Origin of the sequence: Pseudoalteromonas sp. 78C3, from assembly GCF_002836695.1 — a bacterium.
Classification (GTDB): Bacteria; Pseudomonadota; Gammaproteobacteria; order Enterobacterales; family Alteromonadaceae; genus Pseudoalteromonas; species Pseudoalteromonas arctica.
The window spans coordinates 43,022-59,985 of record NZ_PJAV01000147.1; the positions used below are offsets into that span (position 1 = coordinate 43,022).

The 16,964-nt window shown below is 40.6% G+C and carries 12 protein-coding genes and 1 riboswitch; of the genes, 7 read left to right on the plus strand and 5 right to left on the minus strand.

The window, feature by feature from the left end:
- Window positions 1-26: 26 nt before the first annotated feature.
- Together lysC and nhaD are read right to left on the minus strand one after the other, a co-directional pair.
- The gene (gene lysC / locus CXF76_RS11670; protein WP_101163742.1) at window positions 27-1,430 is read right to left on the minus strand and encodes a lysine-sensitive aspartokinase 3; all 1,404 of its coding nucleotides are present in this window, start codon (window positions 1,428-1,430) and stop codon (window positions 27-29) included.
- Between the two features lie 75 nt (window positions 1,431-1,505).
- A riboswitch (Lysine riboswitch) is annotated at window positions 1,506-1,678 on the minus strand.
- Window positions 1,679-1,779: 101 nt separating this feature from the next.
- A complete protein-coding gene (nhaD, locus tag CXF76_RS11675; RefSeq protein WP_007375803.1) occupies window positions 1,780-3,027 on the minus strand; it encodes a sodium:proton antiporter NhaD in 1,248 nt (415 codons plus the stop codon).
- Between the two features lie 222 nt (window positions 3,028-3,249).
- Here nhaD and CXF76_RS11680 point away from each other — a divergent pair, with 222 nt between their 5' ends.
- The 4 genes from CXF76_RS11680 to CXF76_RS11695 all read left to right on the plus strand — a co-directional run bounded on the left by CXF76_RS11680 (window position 3,250) and on the right by CXF76_RS11695 (window position 8,492).
- Window positions 3,250-4,521, plus strand: a complete 1,272-nt coding sequence (locus CXF76_RS11680; protein ID WP_101163743.1) for a hypothetical protein — start codon at window positions 3,250-3,252, stop codon at window positions 4,519-4,521.
- 3 nt (window positions 4,522-4,524) lie between these two features.
- Window positions 4,525-5,073 (plus strand): condensin complex protein MksE, encoded by a 549-nt coding sequence (locus CXF76_RS11685; protein ID WP_101163744.1) that lies wholly within the window; start codon window positions 4,525-4,527, stop codon window positions 5,071-5,073.
- Window positions 5,070-7,844 (plus strand): ATPase, encoded by a 2,775-nt coding sequence (locus CXF76_RS11690; RefSeq protein WP_101163745.1) that lies wholly within the window; start codon window positions 5,070-5,072, stop codon window positions 7,842-7,844. The genes CXF76_RS11685 and CXF76_RS11690 overlap by 4 nt, the downstream gene beginning before the upstream one ends.
- A 96-nt stretch (window positions 7,845-7,940) precedes the next feature.
- Window positions 7,941-8,492 carry a DUF4136 domain-containing protein gene (locus CXF76_RS11695; RefSeq protein WP_101163746.1) on the plus strand — a complete coding sequence of 184 codons (552 nt, stop codon included), beginning with the start codon at window positions 7,941-7,943 and terminating at the stop codon, window positions 8,490-8,492.
- A 373-nt stretch (window positions 8,493-8,865) separates the two neighbouring features.
- Here the strand turns inward: CXF76_RS11695 and CXF76_RS11700 are convergent, their stop codons facing one another.
- Entirely contained in the window at window positions 8,866-9,354 is a 489-nt protein-coding gene (locus tag CXF76_RS11700) for a peptide-methionine (S)-S-oxide reductase (RefSeq protein ID WP_024607556.1), read from the minus strand.
- Between the two features lie 188 nt (window positions 9,355-9,542).
- Here CXF76_RS11700 and CXF76_RS11705 point away from each other — a divergent pair, with 188 nt between their 5' ends.
- Window positions 9,543-11,408 carry a TonB-dependent receptor plug domain-containing protein gene (locus CXF76_RS11705; RefSeq protein ID WP_101163747.1) on the plus strand — a complete coding sequence of 622 codons (1,866 nt, stop codon included), beginning with the start codon at window positions 9,543-9,545 and terminating at the stop codon, window positions 11,406-11,408.
- Window positions 11,409-11,516: 108 nt separating this feature from the next.
- On the opposite strand, the gene CXF76_RS11710 is transcribed toward CXF76_RS11705, so the two are convergent.
- Both CXF76_RS11710 and CXF76_RS11715 read right to left on the minus strand, forming a co-directional pair.
- On the minus strand, window positions 11,517-11,987 hold the full coding sequence (locus CXF76_RS11710) for a hypothetical protein (RefSeq protein WP_101163748.1): 471 nt from the start codon (window positions 11,985-11,987) through the stop codon (window positions 11,517-11,519).
- Between the two features lie 204 nt (window positions 11,988-12,191).
- Entirely contained in the window at window positions 12,192-12,455 is a 264-nt protein-coding gene (locus CXF76_RS11715) for a YkgJ family cysteine cluster protein (protein ID WP_024612699.1), read from the minus strand.
- A gap of 169 nt (window positions 12,456-12,624) precedes the next feature.
- Here CXF76_RS11715 and CXF76_RS11720 point away from each other — a divergent pair, with 169 nt between their 5' ends.
- Window positions 12,625-13,803 carry an efflux RND transporter periplasmic adaptor subunit gene (locus CXF76_RS11720; protein WP_101163749.1) on the plus strand — a complete coding sequence of 393 codons (1,179 nt, stop codon included), beginning with the start codon at window positions 12,625-12,627 and terminating at the stop codon, window positions 13,801-13,803.
- Between the two features lie 2 nt (window positions 13,804-13,805).
- Window positions 13,806-16,955, plus strand: coding sequence for an efflux RND transporter permease subunit (locus tag CXF76_RS11725; RefSeq protein ID WP_101163750.1), 3,150 nt, complete (start codon window positions 13,806-13,808; stop codon window positions 16,953-16,955).
- Window positions 16,956-16,964: the final 9 nt, after the last annotated feature.

The following is a 16,964-nucleotide window of genomic DNA, read 5'->3' on the forward strand; positions in this document are numbered from 1 at the left end:
AGGTGATTTTCCTGAATAACGATTACTTACGCAGCAAAATCATTTTCTAGTAAACGGCTATGAATAGACTGTACTACGTTATCTGACTCAGTTTGCTCTACTAAAAAGCACAGGTTGTGCTTACTTGCACCGTGACAAATTAATCGAATGTTAAAGTCTTTTAGTACACTCATTAAGTTCATTTCGTGTTGGCGTAATTGAATCTCAGAGCCAATAAGTGCCACCAATGTTAGGTTGTTTTCTACCGAAACATGGCAAAACTCTGCAAGCTTATCTAGGCATTCTTGATCAAGCTCTGGGCGCGAGGCGTTCTGCGCGTTATCAAGGGTTATAGCTACGCTGATTTCTGATGTGGTTACCAAATCTACCGATATATTGTATTCACTTAATAGTGTAAATACGCGTGCTAAAAAGCCGCTTGCTAGTAGCATTTCTGGGCTTTTAAGCGTAAGCAAAATTTGGTTTTTACGTTGTGTTACTGCGCGTATACCTGGTTGCTGCGATTTTTCGCGCTCAATCCACGTACCGCCACGCTCAGGCTCTCGGCTAGAACCTACAAACACATTAATGTGGCTACGGCTCGCTGGTAAAATAGTCGCTGGATGTAATACTTTTGCGCCAAAGGTTGCCATTTCAGCGGCTTCGTCAAAACTTAAACGTGCAATAGGCGTCGCTTTTGAGCACAAACGCGGGTCGGTGCTAAAAATACCCACTACGTCGGTCCAAATATGCACGCTTTTAGCGTTAATTGCTTCAGCTAATAATGCAGCACTGTAGTCAGAACCACCACGTCCAAGCGTTGTGGTTTGACCGTATTCGTCACTGCCAATAAAGCCCTGAGTCACAATTACTTGAGCGTCTAATAACGGGATTAAATGTTCTTTAGCGGCTTGCGCTGTGGCTGCAACATTAGGCGTTGCTTTACCAAATTGGCTGTCGGTTTTAAGCACCTTGCGCACATCAAAGCGATCGGCGTTTAAACCTTGTAAACGCAGCACTTGTGCAAACAAATACGACGACAAACGCTCACCAAAGCTAAGTAGCTCGTCGTGTTGCTGATCGGTTGTTAGTGACTCTTGAGCCAATGTTTGAAATGCTTTTAGGGTTTCGTTAAAGCCAACCGCTAAATCGGCATCTAGCGATAACTCATCTAAAATAGTTTGTTGAATAGCAAGCACACCGTTTATATGCTCTTGGCGCTCACTTGAGGTAATACTTGGTTTGCACAGTGCAACTAAGTGGTTAGTTACGCCGGCACTAGCGCTCACGGCAACAATACGTACGCTTTTATCTGCAACAATAATTTCGCTACAGCGACTCATCGCTTCAAAGTTTGCAACACTGGTTCCGCCAAATTTGGCAACGATGTAATCTGATTTTGCGCTTAACTCTGTTTTAGGCACTGTTTGTGGCGCTGATTGGGTAGTCATTTAGTCTCCTTTCGCGATATCCAAATCGCAATAAAACAAGAAGAACTTGGCAAAGGAATGCTTGAAGATAAGTCCACTGCCAGAAGCTCTCCACCTATATTGGTGACAGTTTTGAGGATTCAGCCCCATAAACCGAAAAACAATGACGACGTATCATTATTTTCCTCGGCGAGTACTTCCCTCCTTAATGATCATCGGCTTTCGTCGCCTAACATTAAGTACCTAAGTATCGCACCTCTTCTGAATGCTTTATTAACCAGTGGCTAATAAAACAAAACCCCACTAAGTAGCGGGGCTTTGAAAGTTATCGTTTAGACGTCTAGCTGTCAAGCATTTAATAATTTATGAGTTAAATAAAACTGCCCATGTAATACGAGCCCGCATATCCAACCGTGTAACAAATTAATAAATGCAGCGATAAACGCAAGTAGCTCATAAAGGTAAGTGCTTTAACTTTGCTCATGGCAATAATGCCCGCAGCCGACCCAATGATAAGCATTGAACCGCCCACGCCCGTTGCATAAGTAAACGACAACCAATGTTGTTGGCTCATTACTATATCGGCTTTTAATAATGCAGCGGTAAGCGGTACGTTATCGACCCCTGCTGATAATATGCCCATTAAGTAGTTTGCGTATTCAGGTGCCATTACCGTATATAGGTCGGTAAATTTACTCAACATACCAATTTCTTTAAGTGCGCCTACAAGTAAAAGTACACCTACAAAAAACAATAATGTGTCGTATTCTATATCGCGAACAAAATCGATTATGTCTTTGTTTATGTCTTTTTTGCGCATTAAAAATTGCGCCACTAAAAACATCACTGACAAGCCAAACAAGAAGGTTAATAAAGGCGGTACGCTGTAAACTACACTCAGCATAAGTGTGCTCACTACGGTAGATAAGAATATAACAGCAATGGTAATGTCGGTTTTTTCGATGCGGGTTTTACCTGCACCAGCAAACTCAACACGCCCTTTCATACCGATAGACAGTAACGCGGCTAGCAGCATAACACTTGCAAGTGCTGGCGCTATAAGTAGTAATAAATGAGCAATGGTTACTTTGCCATCTAAAAATATCATCAATGTGGTTACGTCACCTGTTATTAGCGATACCCCACCTGAGTTAACCCCAAATACAATAAGCGTGGCGTATTTAATGAGTTTTTTAGGTTCAAGTTTTAACGACATAACAACCGCGAGCGATATAAGCGTAGCTGTTACGTTGTCTGAAATCGACGAAAACAAAAATGCAAAACCACCCACCAAAAACATGAGCTTTTTTTCGCTAATACTTTTTGGCATAACGCGGTGAACAATGTTTTCTATAAACCCCTTTGAATTTAAATACGCTACAAAGGTCATCGCAGCCATTAAAAACAGCCATAACGAGGCAATTTCTAAAATATTTTCATTTAAAAGGTGTTGAATCGTATCGGGGCTTTGCCCGTGTAGAGGGTATATAAAAAGAAGAATCCAGCAAAGCGTACCAAAAAACAGCGTGGTTTTAGCTTTATTGACATGGATTATATCTTCTATAACGATCAGTAAAAATGCAATCGCTATCAGGGTTAGAATAATCGAGGAAACCATGGTAGTTAAACAACCTTTGATATAGTTTTAAAGAACACACAAATAACATTCCATTTCATGTGCCTATTTTCGGCGCGAATTTTAGCACTGCCTCTATGCAAAAACTATTATTAAATGGTCTTAAAAACGAATACTATATACAGACAAGGTTAATTAAAAATACGTAATAATGAGTCTTCTAAAAGAACTCAATAATAAAATACTAGGATGTTGTAACCTCTTATGATCCCAGCTAAAAAGCTGCTAAACACCATAACCGAACATTGGGGTGTATTAGAGCTATTATTTAAACGTTTTAAAATGGCTGACTTTAGCCTAAAAGACGTACAAAACGCGATTAAGCAAAAGCAGCCTACGTGGTCAAACGAACGCATTTATAAAGAAACAAATCGTTTGTTAAACCAAGATATTTTAATTCCACTGGCTAAATCTTCTCAGCTTGAAATAAATCGTGCCATTGCCGATTTTGCTACGTTTTTACTGCAAGAAGAGCATTTAGGCTTAGCGCAAGAAATTAGCGTATTAGTCGACGACCTGGCACGTTTAGGTAATCGCCTAGATAACGCTGGCGAAATAGAAGACTTTGACGATTTACGCCGCTACAGCCGCATTATGGATGATCGGGTGCGTAAAATAATGAAGCTATACGCACACAACGAAAACGCTATTTTAAATATTGTTGAACAAGCTAAATCTAATAATGCGGTGCAATCGCTGCAAAAGCGTTACAAAGCAGTAATAGAAGCGTTTGACGAATACATAGAGCCCATGCTTGAAATGGTTGATATTCGCGGTGAATTTCATGCGTGTTTTACCCTCATTGAAGAGCAAATAAGTAAGCAAATACTGCACATTGAGCGCTCAGGTAAAGCGTACAACGACAAACGTATGCTGGAGCAATTACGTACCCGTATACTCGAAATGCATTTAGTGGGTAGAGAAAGCTTACGTAAAAGTGCCGATATGCTTATGCCGCTGCGCGAAGAGTTACGCCGTAATAACTTAATTACTCGCCAAGCAGCCAAAGTACTTGGGCTTGTGCGCAAAAATGGCGTAGACAACATGCTAAGTGCTGTGCAGCCACATTTTGTGAGCGACGCGCAGCGATATTCGCTTGGTCAGCAGCGCCATATTGTGGCTTACATGGCAAGCTTGGTTGAATTTGAACACGAAGAATACCAATTGCCAGATCAACAAGACGTGCCTGCATTTGTTACGCCTAATATTCCTGACTACAACGATGTTAAAACCAGCTTTGCTAAGCGCTTTAATAAAAAACGCAAAAAGGCTCAGCCCTTGCTGCAATTTTTAGACGAAAGCTACCCAAATCTCGATGCCGACGAAATGCTATTTTTGTATCAAAAATTAGTCAGCGACAGCGATATTAAAATAATTCAAAGCGATGAAAAAGCCCGCGTAAAAATTGCCGGTCAGCACTTTTCTTTATATCCATTTAATTCAGAGCCTCAGCCAGATTCAAAGGCAGGTAAATAAACCATGACACACATAAACTTAGACGAGCTAACCCACCTACAAGCCATTAATAAAAAATTAGTAGCGGGTTATCACATTTGCGAGCAAGACAACGTAATGTGGCAAGAGCTTGACCAACACATAGAAGACTACACCGCCCTATTTACCGCTTTAGGTAACAATTTAAAACGCGACAGCCGTGGCTTTTATTATTTTGGTAGCGACGAAAGCACACCCAATATGGGCAAAATATCTCGCGCTATCGCGCTCACTATTTACATTTTAATTGAGCACTACGCCAATACGGGTAAAGACCCAATGCGCGCATTGTTTGACGACGTAAACGATTTAGAGCTTATGCAAACGCTGGTGCAAATTAACAAACATTTGTTTGATCAGCTTGAGATATTTTCGGGATCTGATTTGCGCAAAGACGTTTACCTGCGCATGGTGCGCTTAGGTTTAGCCCGTGAAGTAGAAGGCGGCTTTATGCTACAAGCGCCAATTCACCGCTACATAGATGCACTCATGGAAGTAAACGAAGAAACCTATATTACAGAGGACGAGGAATGAAAAATCTATACGGACTAAGTAAACTCGCCCTACTTAACACCGCAGGCTATGCAAAATGTGTGATCCCGCTTGATAAAAGCAGCTCTATTTGCGCGCCAAATAACACAGGTAAAAGCTCGGTTATTAACGCCCTGCAGTTTCCACTTATTAACGATTTACGCTTAACAGAATGGGACGGACACGATTTAGATGAAACCCGTAAGTTTTATTTTTCATCCGATCAGTCGTACATTTTACTAGAAGCTAACTTGCCTCATGGCTCGGTAGTAATAGGCGTTGCGGGACTTGGTAAAATTGCCGGTTACGCGCATCAGTACTTTTGTTATCAAGGAAAGCTTGATTTAGAGCAGTACACGCAAGGTAAAACTATTATTAAATTTACCAAGCTGTTCAACCATTTAAAATCGCTTAACTACAACCCTATTGAGCTTAAAGCACAAGAGCTCAACGCGCTACTTACTGGCGGCGCAACGCCTTTTGACGGCGACATTAACCTAAAAATGATCCCGCTTAATAATGTGCAAGACTCTTCTATTTATAAAGAAATATTTAGACGTATTCTTAACTTACACAAATTAGGCGCAAGCGACGTAAAACGCTTTATGCTACGCGTGTTTGAACGCCATATGTCGAACTCTAAGGTCGATTTTTATGAAGTATGGCGTCGCTCGTTTGATAAAGTAAATCGCTCAAAACGCGAATTAAAAGCCCTTGAGTCAATGCAAGAGCCAATAGCCGCGCTTGAATCAATGCTTGAAAACCAAACCGTGCTTAAAGGTAAATTAGCCGCGTATGCGCCTAAAATTGACCAAGCACTGATTGATTTTGATACCTATCAAGAGTCGCAACTCTCTGAGCTTGCCATAGCCCTTGAAGATATAGAGCACGAAAAACACGAGTTTGAGCAAAAACAAAGCCTATACGTACAGCAATCGCGTGATATAGAGCGCAGACAAACACAAATTGAGCAGTGGTTTTTAGATTACGATGCGCTTAAAAGCGAGTTTGAACTGGTAAATAAAGCCACGCTTAAAACCAGCCTGACTCAATTAAAACAAGATTACGAGTCGCTTTCACACTCTATAACCAGCGCACAAGGGCAAAGCCTACATACGCTTGACTATCGCATTAGCGAAACACAAAAACAAATTAAGAGCTTAAAGCTGCAACTTAAAAACCTTGAGTTTAATTTGTTTACCCGCATGCGCGAAGACCTCTCGTTAAAAGAAGTAGAAGAAATATCGCGGATTTTAAACCCAGATATTCTCTCGTTTGCAACCACCACTAATGGCGATATAACCATTGATGACGAAGATGCGTTTGGGGAATTTTTATCGCTATTAAGTGAAAACGTTAAAGGCGGCGTACTAACGCTACCAGGTGCGAGCATTAAGCTTAAAAAGCTCTCGCCTGTGCAAATGCAAAGCGGCGAAAACAAAGAGCAATTAACCGCTCAGCTCAGTGCACTTGAGCATTCACTTAAAGAGTTTAAGCAACAACGCGATGTTGCAGCAAACGTTGCCGACAAGCAAAAAGAAAAAGACGCGCTATACGATGAGCTTATGAGCGCTGAGAGCGCCCTAAAACGCTTAGAGCAGTTTGATATAATGCAACAGTCGGTTGAAGCGCAAGCCACGCTAAAAGAGCAATTATTAGCTGAGCGTGAACAAGTTGACGACTACTTGCAAGATATTCAAAAAAATAGTGGCTCAATTGCCGATCGTCGCTCGTTAATTAAATCGAAACAAGAGCAAATTAATCGCCAAACTGAGCGCTTACGCCAAGTTAAAAGCGAGCGAATTGACCACACGCTTGATTTATACAGCGGCAAAGTGACCCCGTACATGATTGATATTACGGTCGACTTTGATAACTTAAGCGATCTTGTTCATCACTTTAATAAAGACTGCCAAGAGCTGCGTAATTTTGACATAAACGTGCGCAACACCTATTTGCATGTATATAACGCGGGTATTACTAAATTCGATAACGAAAATGACGAATACACTAAATACCAAAAGCTAATAAGCGCCTTTCATAATATTGATAACGAACGCGACGCTGTTGAGCGCCAAGCTCGCGTTGCGCTTACCGAAGTGGCTGCGACCATTAAAGGCTTACGAGAAGATTTAGACCGACTTCGCCGCGAAATGAACAGCTTTAATAAAGGCATAAGCCAGCACCGTATTTCAAACCTGCAAGCATTTAAAATTAACGTCATACCGCGCAAAATGCTGGTTGATAGTATAGATACCATTATCAGCACGTCGCATCAGTTTGAGCAAGGTGACACGCTTGATTTACTTAGCCAAGAACCGTACAGCGAAAGCGCAGTAAACGAAGCGAAAGATCACTTAATTAAACTCGCCTCAGATAAAGCGGGCTTAACACTTACCGATTTATTTGATATTCGATTTGAAGTGGTTAACCGTGCAGGTGAAACAGAGCACTTTGAAAAAATAGATTCGGCGGGTTCAAACGGCACACGAATTACGATTAAGTTATTGTGTGGCATGTTGTTTATCCGTTACTTATTAAGTGACCAAGAACAAAACCTATACCGTATACCAATTTATATAGATGAAGCGGCCGACATTGACCCACAAAATCAAAAAGCAATTATAGAAACCGCACTAAGCTTTGGTTTTGTGCCTATATTTGCCTCAGTTAAGCCACAAATAAGTTGTGACTACATTGTGCCTATTCGTTCAGTAAAAGACGGTGCACAAAACTGGGTAGATGAAAAAGATTGGATTGAAGTTGAACATTAGCCAAAGTGATTGGACTAATATTTAGGACGTTTAAATAATACACATTTAAACTATGTGTGTTATTTTAAATTAATGCATTTTATTGGAGCAAACGTAATGAAAAACATACTTATTGTTGCAGCGCTAGCACTACTTACAGCCTGTACACAAACCCCAGATTGGGATTACGATAAATCAGCTAACTTTAGTAATTTTAAAACATTTGCTTGGGTAGAAAATGCCAGCCTAACTAAAGACACAAATAACTATCAAATTAATGGCCTAATGGAAAAGCGTGTTCGCACTGCCGTTAACGCAGAGCTGAGCCAAACATTAGGTATGAGCTTAGTTGATGCAGCGCAAGCTGATGTACTTGTTAACTATCATGCATCGGTAGACAAAGAGCTTGAAGTAGATACATTTAATGTAAACTACCGCCCGCATTGGGGTTATTGGGGTACTGGTTTTCAACGTGATACAACCGCACGTGAATACGAAGTGGGTACGTTGATTATTGATATTGTGGATCGTGAATCTAACCAGCTAGTATGGCGCGGCGCAAAAGAAGGTCGATTAAAGAAAAATCAATCGCCAGAACAACGTGAAGCATCAATTAATAATACAGTGAGCGAAATTTTAAGTAACTTCCCGCCACAAAAGCAGCAGTAAGTTAAAATTAGCTATAAGTAAGTTTTAAAAAAGCTCACAGTACGTGAGCTTTTTTGTGTCTGTTTGTTTTTGGGACTTTTAAAATAAAGTAATTACGAGCTACGCCCGTCACGTCAGCAAGCTGCACGTCTACAAAATAAACACCGGATTAAACTTTACCTGTAGGCGCTAAGCTTGCTTGCGCGAGAAGCGACAGCTTCTAATTACTTTATAGCGCTATATTCCATCTTAAATTACGAGCTGCGCTCGTCACGTCAGCAAACTGCACGTCTACAAAATACCAGATTAAACTTTACCTGTAGGCGCTAAGCTTGCTTGCGCGAGAAGCGATAGCTTCTAATTACTTATCTTTGTGCGCTTACACTACTCTAAGTTACGATTTATACTTATGCAGTAACTCAAGCGGTATGTGGCAGTAATCATCAGGATGATTAGTTAAGCGGTCTTGATGCTCAGGATCGCTTGGCACGTAGTTAGTTAGCAGCTCTACCCCTACCACAATTTTATCTGCATCACTTCGCTGGCTTATATAATTGCTAGCGACCTTTAAATGATCTTGGCTTTTGCTATAAATGGCAGTGCGATATTTAGGGCCTACGTCATCCCCTTGTTTGTTAACGCTATACGGATCAATAATCTCAAAAAAGAAGCCAAACAGCTCGTTTAAGCTAACCTCTTTTGTACTAAATATTACTTTTACACACTCAGCATAACCGTCGTATTCTCCTTGTGTATTATCGTTTTTTCCATTAGCCCGCCCTGCTTCAGTACTTATTACACCAGGTAAGTGCTTTAAAAACTCTTGCACGCCCCACAGGCAGCCACCTGCAAAGTAAATAGTATCTTGCTGTTTTATATTCATAATAAATGTGACCAAGTTTGTTAGATGCATTAACTTTACAAATGATAATCAAATGCAGTTTTTAATGAATTAATGTACAATCGCGCCAAAATCGCAGTTGTTTAATTGAATTATTTTATCACGCCTTAAAAGTGTGTTCTGAATTTAATTGTTACCGTAATTGCATATAAAAAAATGAGACACACAACATGAAATGGTCACCGCACTTTATACTCCCTGCACTGCTATGCAGCGCGAGCAGTTTTGCCTACGGCGAAGCTGTAACTGATAAAACTGAAGCATCACCGGCAATCGAGAAAATAACGGTTGAGGCATCGCCCACTGCAAACACATTACCTGTAGGTACATTTGACTCTCCAGTATCTAATTTAGAGTATGACCCACGTGTTGATTTGCAATCACGTAATATGGCTGAAGCGCAAGCCGATGTAACTATACGTGGTGGTATTTTTGAAAATACCGGCTTTAGGGTTGGCAGTGCTACTTTACTTGACCCACAGTCTGGTCATTACTTTGCTGAAATTCCTATTGCACCGCAAATGCTTACCGGCCCTTATATTTTAACAGGCGCAGACAATGCACTTAATGGTGCTAATAGCTCTGTAGGCACTGTATCGTTTGGCTGGAAACCAATTAGCACGGGCGGCAGTGTATCGGTAGGTACTGGCACAAACGATTTTAACTTACAAAGCTTACATGCAGCTGTAAGTATGCCCCTTGAAGGCGCAAAGGATTGGAAGCTTGGTTTTGAAGGTGAGATTTCTCACTCACAAAGCGATGGCACTATTGATAACGGCGATCACGACTTTACGCGTGCATCGGGTCGCGTTCAATTAGCTGGCGCTGATTCTCAAACAGATTTGTTTTTTGGCTCACAAGATAAGTTTTTTGGCTGGCCAAATTTGTACACACCATTTGGCGTTAACGAAACAGAAGAGCTAGAAACCCGCTTATTAATGCTAAACCATAAGCAAAGTTATGCGCAGGATAGTAACTTTGAAGTGTCGGCTTATTACCGCACACACGACGATCATTATATTTACTCTCGCGAAAATCCAAGCGCTTTTGAAGCTTTTCACAAAAGTGAAGTTAAGTCGTTAGCGCTATCGGGGCATCATGCTCAAAGCGATGTATTTGCTGTAAATTATTCAGCACAGTTTATTGACGACTCAATTGAATCTACCACGCTTGAAAACAACTTTACCTCTCGTAAGTATTATAAATTAAGCGTATTGCCTGAATACAAAATGGCGCTTGAGGATAATAAACAACTTACATTTCGTTTAGGTGCTGCGTTTGACGATACAAACAGAGACGACTCTGAACTGTCACTTATTGGTGATATAACGCTTAATACACAAAACAGCAAAGGTTTTGAGCGCACGTTTTATTTATCGTACGCAGAGGCAAGCCAAGTGGCAGGCTATACCGCCATTGGCGGAAGTGATTCAGGCGGGTTATTTAGAAGTAATTACACCCTTGAGCGCGAAACGACTAAAAGCCTAGAGCTAGGTTTATTAGTTGATGAGCAAACTTGGCAACTTAATTCGGCTATTTTTTATCGCAAAGATGACAACTTAACCGATTGGACGTTTAATTTTGATTCAAGCTCTGCACGCTTTGCAAACCCTGTAGATATAAATACGACGGGCATTGAGTTCTTAGCAACTAAACACTTTGAAACAACCGAAATTGTAGCGAGTTACACCTACCTTCATAAATCAGAAAATTACGGTGCGGCAGATATTGACGCTAGTTTTTACGCATTAAACTTTCCTGATCACCGCCTAACACTCGGCGCAGTGTGGAATCCTACTGATATATTGCAGTTTAGAATAGATAACGAGTGGCGCAAACAGCACGAAAATGCGCTGCGCGGTAGTGACGACGATGCTTTATTTACTCATTTAACGTTAAAAATTACGCCGCCAATGCTAAAAAACTTATTTATTACTTTAGCAGCAGATAACTTATGGGGTGAATCGTTTGAAGAGATACCTGGTACACCAGGGCGAGGTGAGCAATATACGTTAAGCGCAACGTATAGTTGGTAGAATTGAGCTATCACATTCAAAGACCTGTTTATTTAAAACAGGTCTTTGAATAAATATTTAGCAAAGAATAAACGACATACTAAATATTAAGAGCTTTGATTACTCAGCTTATATTGAACCAGAACGACATTGTCTTTTTCTTAGCTCATTATCAATTTGTAAAGGGCGACTAAGCTCATCTGTAAGAACCTGCGAAACAACCGTACCGGTTTCAACTTCTTGTATCCAGATTGATATTTTATCCCCTTCCCTTTTTCTATTTAGCATGTAGCTTTTATCAGAATCTAAATTAACGTTAAAATTAACAAAAGCTTCTTTTTGACTATTTAAAACATCAGGGTTTGAAACTCTCGCCTTTACCCATAAATCATGCTCACCACTGATATACTGCTTTGGTTCAGCCCATTGTGTAGGTTTTTTGTTAAAGCACATCAAGTGGACATATTCTAGATCTACTCCCTGCTCTCTTTTAAAGTTTTCGAGTCTAAAATGGTCTTCTTTAATATCGGTTTTAATGGGTAAGTTTGAACAACCTAATAAAGTCACACCTAATGTAAATGCTGTAAGTAAATTTTTCATTTTTCTTTCCTTTTAAAAATTAAGATTGAACGAAATCACCTATAAATGAGATTTATAAAAAGTATCTTACAATTTCCTATATTAGCAACAAAGTTAAATATGTCTAATATTTCGCCATTAAATAAATTAACGACTGCTTTTAATAACCTTATGAAGATTTTTATTAATAATATATTGTAAATAGATGTGTATTAAAAACGAGGATTAAGTTAGCTCTTCAAGCTCTGTAATAAGTGCTAAAGCTTGTGCATTTGTTGACCCGCACACATCAAATGTGGCGCTAAAATCACTACATACTTTAGGTCGGCTTGAATCACCAAATAACTTACATAAATTACGTTCGTCTAGCTGAATACAGCGCTCTCCGGCCTTTTTACCATTTGGCATACCTGGAATAGGCGAACTAATACTTGGCGCAATACAACATGCGCCGCAGCCTAGCCTGCAACTCATCGATTCGGTTTTCATAATATCCTCTGAATAAAACACACTTACTTTAATTCCTTTTTAGGAACGTAATTAGCCGCATGTTGAGTTGTAATGTACATATGTAATGCTTTGTTACATCTTAAAACGCCTTGTAAACACTTTATTGCGTATTATTGCTCTGTCACCACCAATTATGAAGGAATGCCTTGTGGCTACTACAAAACAAATAATACTCCCAATTGCTGTTTTAGCAGGCGGTATTGCTTTAGCTTTCGCCTTTATGGCAATGAAAAAACCACCCGAAGAAAAGCCAGAGCAAGATTTACGCCCTTTAGTTGCAACACAAAGCATACTTTTAGATTCTATAACGCTCGATGTTAAATCGTACGGCATTGTTAAACCAAAGGACCGTACCGAGCTGATAGCGCAAGTTAGTGGGCAAGTTATTTCGGTATCAGATCAATTTGTTGAAGGCGCGTTTGTAAAGCAAGGCGATATTTTAGCACGAATTGATGCAAATGATTACGAGGCAGACTTTATTGAAGCGCAAGCAGGTTTAGCACAAGCAAGCTCAGCACTTGAAATAGAACGCGCACAAGCACATGTAGCAAAAGCTGAATGGGAGCGTATTAAATCGGACTCAAGCGAAGCTATTGCCTCAGAACTTTATTTACGTAAACCACAACTGGCCGAAAGACTAGCGCGTTACCGTTCTGCTCAAGCAAGTGTTAAACGTGCTAGCCGCAATCTTGAACGTACTTATATTAAAGCCCCATACGATGCCATTATTAATGAACGCACAATTAGCTTGGGTTCAGTAGTAAACCCTGGTAATAGTTTCGGTGCATTGAGTGCAACCTCAGTTGCAGAGGTACGTTTACCGGTTGCCGATCAAGAACTGCAATATTTAAAAAATGGCGGCGTAGGTTCAAATGTTACATTTAACGCAGAATACGCAGGTAAACAAACAATGTGGCAAGCCAAAGTAATTCGCACCGAAGGTGTGGTTGACCAAACAAGCCGCATGAGCTATTTGGTAGCACAACTTGCAACACCTTATGGCGATAAAACACGCCCCCTTCGTTTTGGTTCATACATTAACGCTACCATTGAAGGTCGCCCGCTTGATAACGCAATTATTGTTGCGCACCATTTAGTTAAAGATAATAAAATTGTAATTTTAAATGACGATTTAACATTATCGTTTAAAACTCTCAATATTATACGCGAACAAAACGGCATGATTATAGCCAGCCAAGGGTTAAAAAATGGCGAGCAAATTGTTACCTCAGCGCTTGAGTATCCAACTGAAGGTATGGCAGTAAAAGTTGAAGATATTGCGCCTGATAAAACTGATGTAACTCAACTTGCGCTGAAAGAGGAATAATCATGAACACTCGTGAAACAGGGTTAATAGCATGGTTTGCCCGAAACCCGGTTGCTGCCAACCTACTAATGATATTTATATTAGTCGGTGGTATTTTAATGGCGATGACAATTCGCAAACAAATGTTCCCACAGTTTGAAAGTAACTGGATAAGCGTACAAGCGGTTTACCCAGGTGCAGCCCCGCAAGAAGTTGAAGAAGGAATAACCATAAAAGTTGAGGAAAACCTCGAAGGTATTGAAGGCATTAAACGCCTAATTACTTACTCTAACCGTGGTTTTTCACAAGCGTGGATTGAAATAGAAGAACAATACAATCCACAAGAAGTACTTGATGAAATTAAAGTACAAGTTGATTCAATAAACACCTTTCCTGCGGGAATGGAGCGCCCTGTTGTTCGCCGCGATAAGTTTGAGCAAGAGGTAATGATACTCGCGCTTTATGGCGACATGAGTAACTACCAGTTAAAAGAGCTTGGCAACGATATAAAAGACGAGTTACAAGCACTGCCTCACGTTAACCTTGTTAATTTTAACGGCGGTTTAGAGTACGAAATTGGTATAGAAGTTAGCCCCGATAAACTGCGCGAATATGGCTTAACATTTAGAGATATTGCAGGCGCTGTACAAAACTTTTCGGCCAATATGTCGGCGGGGCAAATACGCTCTGAAAACGGTTATATTTCGATGCGTGTTGAAAAACAAGCCTACCGTGGCTTTGAGTTTGAAAAACTCCCCCTTATTACCCTTGCTGATGGCGCACAAATTTATTTAGGCGATGTAGCAACCATTAACGATGGCTTTGAAGAAGGCCTACAGTATTCAAAATATAATGGTAAAAATTCACTCTCATTTGAAGTTAATGCATCAAAAGATCAAGATATTACCGATGTAGCAAAAGTTCTTAAAAGCTACATGGCGGCTAAAGAGCCACTTTTACCTGCAGGCGTTAAGCTATCTCCTATTGTTGATTTAACTTACTACCTTGAAGGTCGACTTGATATGATGGTCGATAACATGATTTGGGGTGGCTTGTTAGTAATGATAGTGCTGGCACTATTTTTACCACTACGCTTGGCATTTTGGGTAATGATGGGCTTACCGGTGTCTTTTCTAGGTGCCTTTTTGTTTATGCCCATTGGCTTTTTAGACGTAACAATTAACCTAGCCTCTCTTTTTGCCTTTATACTTGTACTCGGGATTGTAGTGGATGACGCCATTGTTGTGGGCGAGTCAGCCAGTGCCGAAATAGAAAAATACGGCCATACACTTGATAATGTAGTACGCGGCGTAAAACGTGTTGCGATGCCAGCAACCTTTGGTGTACTAACAACTATTGCGGCATTTTTACCACAAACACTCGCAACCGGCCCTGGTGCTGCTTTTTCTAAGGCAATTGGTGGCGTGATTATTTTATGTTTGATTTTTTCACTCATTGAATCAAAACTTATTTTACCTGCGCATATTGCAGCAATGAACCCGCGTAAACCAAATCCTAAAAACCTATTACATCGCTTACGTATGGTGATTGATAGTGGTTTAAAAGGCTTTGTGAATAACTACTACCTTCCTTTTGTTAGCCGCTGTATTCACTACCGCTATACCGTAATTGTTGGCTTTATGTGTTTGCTTATTGTAAGCGCAGGTATGTTTGCAGGTGGTTTAGTTAAGTTTGTACCAAACCCTAAAATACCGCACGACTTTCCACGTATTGATATAGAGATGAACCTTGCCTCATCTGAGCAAGCAACGCTTGAAACCGCACGTAAAATAGAAAGCGTGTTATTAAAGGTCGATCAGCAACTACAAGAGCAATACGGTAAACCGATGATCCGCGATTTATCGGTAAGCCTGCGCGGACGAACGCAAGCAAATATTATGGCCATTTTGGTAGAGCCTGACTTACGCCCTATCGACACCTTTGCCCTAAGTGCATTATGGCGTGAGCAAATGCCCGCCCTACCAGGCATTAAAACCATGACCATTCAAGACAGTATAATGAATGGCGGTCGAGATGATGGCGACGTTAGCTTTAAACTTGAAGGCAAAAATGCTGACGAGCTAAAAGAAGTGGCTGGTAAATTAAAAGCCAAATTACAAACAATGGAAGGCGTTGGCGACGTAAACGATTCAATGCAAAGCGCTACCGACGAAGTGCAACTTGATTTAAAACCACTCGCTTACAGCATGGGTTTAACGCTTGCTGATGTAGCATCGCAAGTTAGCTTTAGTTACTACGGCTTAGAAGCGCAGCGAATATTGCGTGAAGGCGAAGAAATTAAAGTTATGATCCGCTACCCAGAAGACGAACGTAACTCAATTAGTGACATCGCAAGTGTGCGTATTATTACACCTACTGGCGCTGAAGTACCGCTAAGTGAAGTAGCCGAAGTTAAGCTTGTTGACGGTGTTAACCGTATTCGCCGCGAAAACTCTAAACGTACTGTAAACGTATGGGCTGCGGTAAATACTGACCAAGCCGAACCATTTGCAATTGCAGAAGAAATTCGTGATGAATACTTACCAACATTACTTAAAAGCTACCCTGGCGTTACAAGTGATGTAGCTGGGCGCATTCAAGAAGAGATGGATAGCGCTTCAGAGCAGCTTCGTGATTTTGGTATATCAATGATGATTATATTTGCCTTGTTAGCCATTCCGCTTAGATCTTACTCGCAGCCACTTATTATAATGTCGGTTATTCCGTTTGGTGTAGTTGGCGCCATGTTTGGGCATATGATTTTAGGCATGACCATGAGTAGCTTATCTATGTTTGGCATTATTGCTGTAGCGGGTGTGGTCGTAAATGACTCCCTCGTTATGGTTGATTTTGTAAACAAAGCCCGCGCTGAAGGTGTTTCGATTAAGGATGCTGTAATGCAAGCCGGTGCTCGTCGCTTTAGAGCAATATTACTCACCTCAATCACTACCTTTATTGGTGTAATGCCAATTATTTTTGAAACGAGTTTACAAGCTAAAATTGTTATCCCAATGGCTGTATCACTTGCTTTTGGTGTGTTATTTGCCACAGTAATTACACTGATACTTATACCGTGCCAGTACGTTGCACTAGAAGATGCTAAACGATTAGTACGTAAAATGCGTGGCAAGCCACCACTAGTAGATGCCCAACCAGCCCCTACTCACAGCTAAATTAAGTAA

Bases quoted from the DNA above. Each gene is read 5' to 3' on its own strand.
- lysC (WP_101163742.1), bottom strand. From the start codon at position 1,430: ATGACTACCCAATCAGCGCCACAAACAGTGCCTAAAACAGAGTTAAGC.
- nhaD (WP_007375803.1), bottom strand. From the start codon at position 3,027: ATGGTTTCCTCGATTATTCTAACCCTGATAGCGATTGCATTTTTACTG.
- CXF76_RS11680 (WP_101163743.1), top strand. From the start codon at position 3,250: ATGATCCCAGCTAAAAAGCTGCTAAACACCATAACCGAACATTGGGGT.
- CXF76_RS11685 (WP_101163744.1), top strand. From the start codon at position 4,525: ATGACACACATAAACTTAGACGAGCTAACCCACCTACAAGCCATTAAT.
- CXF76_RS11690 (WP_101163745.1), top strand. From the start codon at position 5,070: ATGAAAAATCTATACGGACTAAGTAAACTCGCCCTACTTAACACCGCA.
- CXF76_RS11695 (WP_101163746.1), top strand. From the start codon at position 7,941: ATGAAAAACATACTTATTGTTGCAGCGCTAGCACTACTTACAGCCTGT.
- CXF76_RS11700 (WP_024607556.1), bottom strand. From the start codon at position 9,354: ATGAATATAAAACAGCAAGATACTATTTACTTTGCAGGTGGCTGCCTG.
- CXF76_RS11705 (WP_101163747.1), top strand. From the start codon at position 9,543: ATGAAATGGTCACCGCACTTTATACTCCCTGCACTGCTATGCAGCGCG.
- CXF76_RS11710 (WP_101163748.1), bottom strand. From the start codon at position 11,987: ATGAAAAATTTACTTACAGCATTTACATTAGGTGTGACTTTATTAGGT.
- CXF76_RS11715 (WP_024612699.1), bottom strand. From the start codon at position 12,455: ATGAAAACCGAATCGATGAGTTGCAGGCTAGGCTGCGGCGCATGTTGT.
- CXF76_RS11725 (WP_101163750.1), top strand. From the start codon at position 13,806: ATGAACACTCGTGAAACAGGGTTAATAGCATGGTTTGCCCGAAACCCG.